This is a genomic window from Stenotrophomonas sp. FR012 (assembly GCF_047520565.2).
Classification (GTDB): Bacteria; Pseudomonadota; Gammaproteobacteria; order Xanthomonadales; family Xanthomonadaceae; genus Stenotrophomonas; species Stenotrophomonas sepilia.
This window is the reverse complement of record NZ_JAXBQL020000017.1, coordinates 52,383-57,072: the sequence shown is the minus strand read 5'-3', so window position 1 is coordinate 57,072 and position 4,690 is coordinate 52,383. Positions and strand designations below refer to the sequence as shown.

3 protein-coding genes are annotated in these 4,690 nt (G+C 68.8%); all 3 read right to left on the bottom strand.

Translation table 11 applies throughout. The features are described 5' to 3' along the window. Positions 1-114 precede the first annotated feature (114 nt). The 3 genes from folD to moeB all read right to left on the bottom strand — a co-directional run bounded on the left by folD (position 115) and on the right by moeB (position 4,652). A complete protein-coding gene (gene folD / locus ACM0O9_RS18700) occupies positions 115-993 on the bottom strand; it encodes a bifunctional methylenetetrahydrofolate dehydrogenase/methenyltetrahydrofolate cyclohydrolase FolD (RefSeq protein ID WP_099487870.1) in 879 nt (292 codons plus the stop codon). A gap of 271 nt (positions 994-1,264) precedes the next feature. Continuing rightward, entirely contained in the window at positions 1,265-3,097 is a 1,833-nt protein-coding gene (locus tag ACM0O9_RS18695) for a monovalent cation:proton antiporter-2 (CPA2) family protein (protein ID WP_235649950.1), read from the bottom strand. Positions 3,098-3,464: 367 nt separating this feature from the next. After that, a complete protein-coding gene (moeB, locus tag ACM0O9_RS18690; RefSeq protein WP_495495899.1) occupies positions 3,465-4,652 on the bottom strand; it encodes a molybdopterin-synthase adenylyltransferase MoeB in 1,188 nt (395 codons plus the stop codon). Positions 4,653-4,690 lie beyond the last annotated feature (38 nt).

The following is a 4,690-nucleotide window of genomic DNA, read 5'->3' as shown; positions in this document are numbered from 1 at the left end:
GGGTCGGCACCCACCTTGAGAGGATCACCCGAGCCAGCCCTGAAGCGCCTTTGGTGGGTGCGGACCGTTGGTCCGCACTATCCCTCAGGCACCTGAGAACAGCCCCAGGTGAGGTCAGCTCAGCGCTTCTGCCGCTTCCAGGGTGTTCTGCATCAACGTGGCCACGGTCATCGGGCCCACGCCACCCGGCACCGGGGTGATCCAGCTGGCCCGCTGGGCCGCCGCCTCAAACCCGACGTCGCCCACCAGGCGGCCGTCGTCCAACCGGTTGATGCCGACGTCGATCACCACCGCGCCCGGCTTCACCCACTCGCCCGGCACGATGCCGGGGCGGCCCACCGCCACCACCAGGATGTCGGCGTTGCGCACGGCCTGTTCCAGTACGTCCTTGGGGGTGAACTTGTGGCAGCTGGTCACGGTGCAGCCGGCGATCAGCAGCTCCAGGCCCATCGGGCGGCCGACATGGTTGCTCACGCCCACGATGGTGGCGTTGCGGCCACGCACCGGCTGGTCGGTATGGCCCAGCAGCGTGGTGATGCCGCGCGGGGTGCACGGGCGCAGGCCGAACTCGCGCAGGGCCAGGTGGCCGACGTTTTCCGGGTGGAAACCGTCCACGTCCTTGCGCGGGTCGATGCGCTGGATCAGCCGGCGGGCGTCGGGGATGCCCGGCAGCGGCAGCTGGATCAGGATGCCGTTGATCTTCGGATCGGCGTTGAGCTGGTCGATCAGCTCGAGCAGCTCGGCTTCGGTGGTCCCGGCCGGCAGATCGTAGTCATGCGCTTCGATGCCGACCTTCTCGGCGGCACGGCGCTTGTTGCGCACATACACGGTCGAGGCCGGGTCGCCACCGACCAGCACCACGGCCAGGCCCGGGCGGCTGCCACCGGCGGCCACGCGGGCGTCGACGCGCACCTTCAGGCTGTCGAGCAGGTCCTCGGCGATGCGGCGGCCATCAAGGATGCGGGCAGGATGCGGGGCGGCGGAATCGGTCATCGGGAGCGGGCGTGGGGCGGCGGGGACGCTATTGTCCCTGATTCAGGCCCCCTCGCCCACCGCCGTGCGCCGACTCCGCGCACCGGTAGTGCCTGCCGCTGGCCGGCAACCCCATGACGCCGGAACGCTTGCGTATCTGCCGGCCAGCGGCCGGCACTACCAACCACCGGCTTCGGCAATTCCCCACACGGTAGTGCCGGCCGCTGGCCGGCACCCTCATGTCGTCGGAACGTTTGCACATTTGCCGGCCAGCGGCCGGCACTACCGGGCTTTATTCTTCCTCCTCCGGCACGTCCTGCGGGTTCAACGTCTTGCTTGCCCGCTTCGGCGCGGTGAACGGCGTCGGCGTCGGCACGCCCTGGCCGGAGTTGCCGAACACCATCTTGGCGCCGGCATTCAGACCACCACCGGCAATCTCCAGCTCGAAGCGCTCGGCGTCGCGGCGACGGATCTGCTCGGCAATTTCGATCGCATCGTCCTCGTCCGCACCCAGTTCCACCAGTGCGGCCTGGCCGAACAGCACCGCCGACTCGAACGTCTCGCGGATCTGGAAATCAACACCGGCATGGATCAACCGCAGCGAATGCTCGCGGTCGAACGAGCGCACCATCAGCTTGGCCTGCGGGAACTCGTGCGACACCAGTTCGACGATGCGATCGGCGGCGTCGGCCTTGTCCACGCACACCGCAATCGCACGCGCGGTGGCCGCGCCCGAGGCATGCAGCACGTCCAGTCGCGTACCGTCGCCGTAGTAGATCTTGAAACCGAACCGCGCCGCGCTCTGGATCATCTCCACATCGTTGTCGATGATGGTCACGTCCACGTCGCGCGCCAGCAGCGACTGGCTGGCGACCTGGCCGAAGCGACCGAAGCCGATCAGCAGCACGCTGCCGGACAGGCCGTCGGCCTCGTCCACGCCATCCATGTTCACCGTCGGCTTCGGCGCGATGCGCTTGTAGACCAGCACCACCAGCGGGGTCAGCGCCATCGACAGCACTACCACGGCGGTGAAGTTGGCATTGATCTCCAGGTTGATCACGCCGGCCGAGGCGGCGGCGGAGAACAGCACGAAGGCGAACTCGCCGCCCTGCGCCATCAGCACGCCGCGGTCCAGCGCCTGCGCGTGGTCGCTGCCCATGACGCGCGCGACCACGTAGATGCAAAGCGCCTTGGCCGCCATCAACGCCAGCACCAGGCCGAGGATCAGCTGCCAGTTGCCGGCCACCACGCCCAGGTCCAGCGCCATGCCGACGCTGAGGAAGAACAGGCCGAGCAGGATGCCGCGGAACGGCTCGATGTCCGCCTCGATCTGGTGGCGGAAGGTCGATTCGCTCAGCAGCACACCGGCCAGGAACGCGCCCATCGCCATCGACAGGCCGGACAGCTGCATCAGCAGCGCCGCGCCCAGCACCACCAGCAGCGCGGCGGCGGTCATCACCTCGCGCGCCTTCGATTCGGCCAGCACGCGGAACAGCGGGTTGAGCAGGAAGCGGCCGACCAGCACCAGGCCGACGATGGCACCCACGCCGATCGCCACCGACAGCCAGCGCGAGCCCTCGCCATCGGCACTGCCCGCGCCCGGCGCCATCCACGCCACCAGCGCCAGCAACGGTACGATCAGCAGGTCTTCGAACAGCAGGATGGAGACGATCTTCTGCCCCGACGGCAGTGCGATGTCGCCGCGCTCGGCCAACAGCTGCATCACTACTGCGGTGGACGTGAGTACGAAACCGGTGGCGCCGATGAAGGCCACCTGCCACGGCAGCCCGAACAGCTTGGCGATGCTGGTCAGCACCAGCGCACAGGTGACGATCTGCAGCGTGCCCAGCCCGAAGATCTCCTTGCGCAGGCTCCACAGGTGCGAGGGCCGCATTTCCAGACCGATCACGAACAGGAACATCACCACGCCGAGCTCGGCGGTATGCAGGATCGCCTGCGGGTCGGAGAACCAGCCCAGCCCGAACGGTCCGATCGCCAGGCCAGCGGCGAAGTAGCCCAGCACCGAGCCCAGGCCGGCCCGGCGGAACAAAGGCACCATCACCACCGCCGCGCCCAACAGGGCGACGACCTTGACCAGCTCGCTGGTCGCTGCTTCTACCGCCATGCAGTGTGTTCCCCGAGATCCAGAATCGGGTTCAACAATAGAGCAATGCCGATGACGGCAATAGCACGCATGTTGCGCCGGATTGTCTTGGAGGTGGAACGATGCCGGGAGTGGCCCCCAGCATCATCCCGAAACCATGCACATGCTTGGGTGGGCGCCATGACCTGTAGAGCCGAGCCCATGCTCGGCTGCTCTTCGTGCCGAGGCCAGAAGCAGCCGAGCATGGGCTCGGCTGCTCTTCGTGCCGAGGCCAGAAGCAGCCGAGCATGGGCTCGGCTCTACAGTAGATCCACGCCATGCGTGGATGACGCACAGCCGCCGCGCCCCGGTAGATCCACGCCATGCGTGGATGAATCCCCGGCCAGCCTCACCCACCCCGGCAGAACGCGGCGTAATCGATATATCCCGGGAACGGCACACCCGGCGCGCACACCGGGCACTGCGGGTCCGGCCGGATGCCGGTCTCGCGGAAGCGCATGCCCAGCGCATCGAAGCGCAGCAGGCGCCCCACCAGCGGCTCGCCGATGCCCAGCAGCAGCTTCAGCACCTCGGTGGCCTGCAGCACGCCCGCCAAGCCGGGCAGCACGCCCAGCACACCGGCCTCGGAACAGTTCGGCGCGAACTCCGGCGGCGGCGGCTCGGGGAACAGGCAGCGGTAGCACGGCGCCACGCCACGCTGGCGGCCAGCGTCAAACACGCTTACCTGGCCGTCAAAGCGCTCGATGGCGGCATAGACCAGGGGCTTGGCGTGCTTGATGCAGGCGTCGTTGAGCAGGTAGCGCAGCGGGAAGTTGTCCGAGCCATCCAGCACCACGTCCACGCCCTCGAGCAGCGCATCCACGTTCTCAGAGGTCACCCGCTCCGGCACCGCCTCGACCTCGATCGACGGATTCAACGCCAGCAGCCGCTCGCGCGCGGAATCGACCTTGAGCTGGCCGACGCTGGCTTCGGTATGCACGATCTGCCGATGCAGGTTGCTGCGCTCCACGCGGTCGTGGTCGGCGAAGCGCAGGTGCCCTACCCCGGCGGCGGCCAGATAGAAGCCGGCCGGCGCACCAAGGCCGCCCGCACCCAGCACCAGCACGCGCGAATCCTGCAGCCGGCGCTGGCCGGCCTCGCCCACCTGTGGCAGCAGCAGGTGGCGCGAATAACGATCAAAGAAATCGCGGTCGGCGGCACTGGCCAGCGGCTGCACCAGTGGCAGCGACTGCTCGCGCCAGGCCACGGTGCCGCCCGTCACGGAAGCGACCTGGGCGTACCCGGCCTCCAGCAGGAACTGCGCGGCATCGGCCGAGCGCTTGCCGCTCTGGCAGATCAGCAGGATCTCCTGGTCGCGCCGCGGCAGATGCGCGGTCGGGTCGGCCTGCAGCTCGCCCTTGGCCACGCCGCGCGCGCCCTCGGCCATGCCGCCGGCCCGCTCGTGCGCCTCGCGCACATCGATCAGCACCGCGCCGTGGGCCAGGCGCTCGCGTGCCTGCGCGGGGGAAAGCTCTTGGATGCTCATGGCCGCATTATCGCGCACGCGGCGGCAAGCCGCCTTGACCGATACCTGCAAACATGGGGTAGTGGGGGGGGGGGGGGGGGGGGGGGGGG

Bases quoted from the DNA above. Each gene is read 5' to 3' on its own strand.
- ACM0O9_RS18695 (WP_235649950.1), bottom strand. From the start codon at position 3,097: ATGGCGGTAGAAGCAGCGACCAGCGAGCTGGTCAAGGTCGTCGCCCTG.
- folD (WP_099487870.1), bottom strand. From the start codon at position 993: ATGACCGATTCCGCCGCCCCGCATCCTGCCCGCATCCTTGATGGCCGC.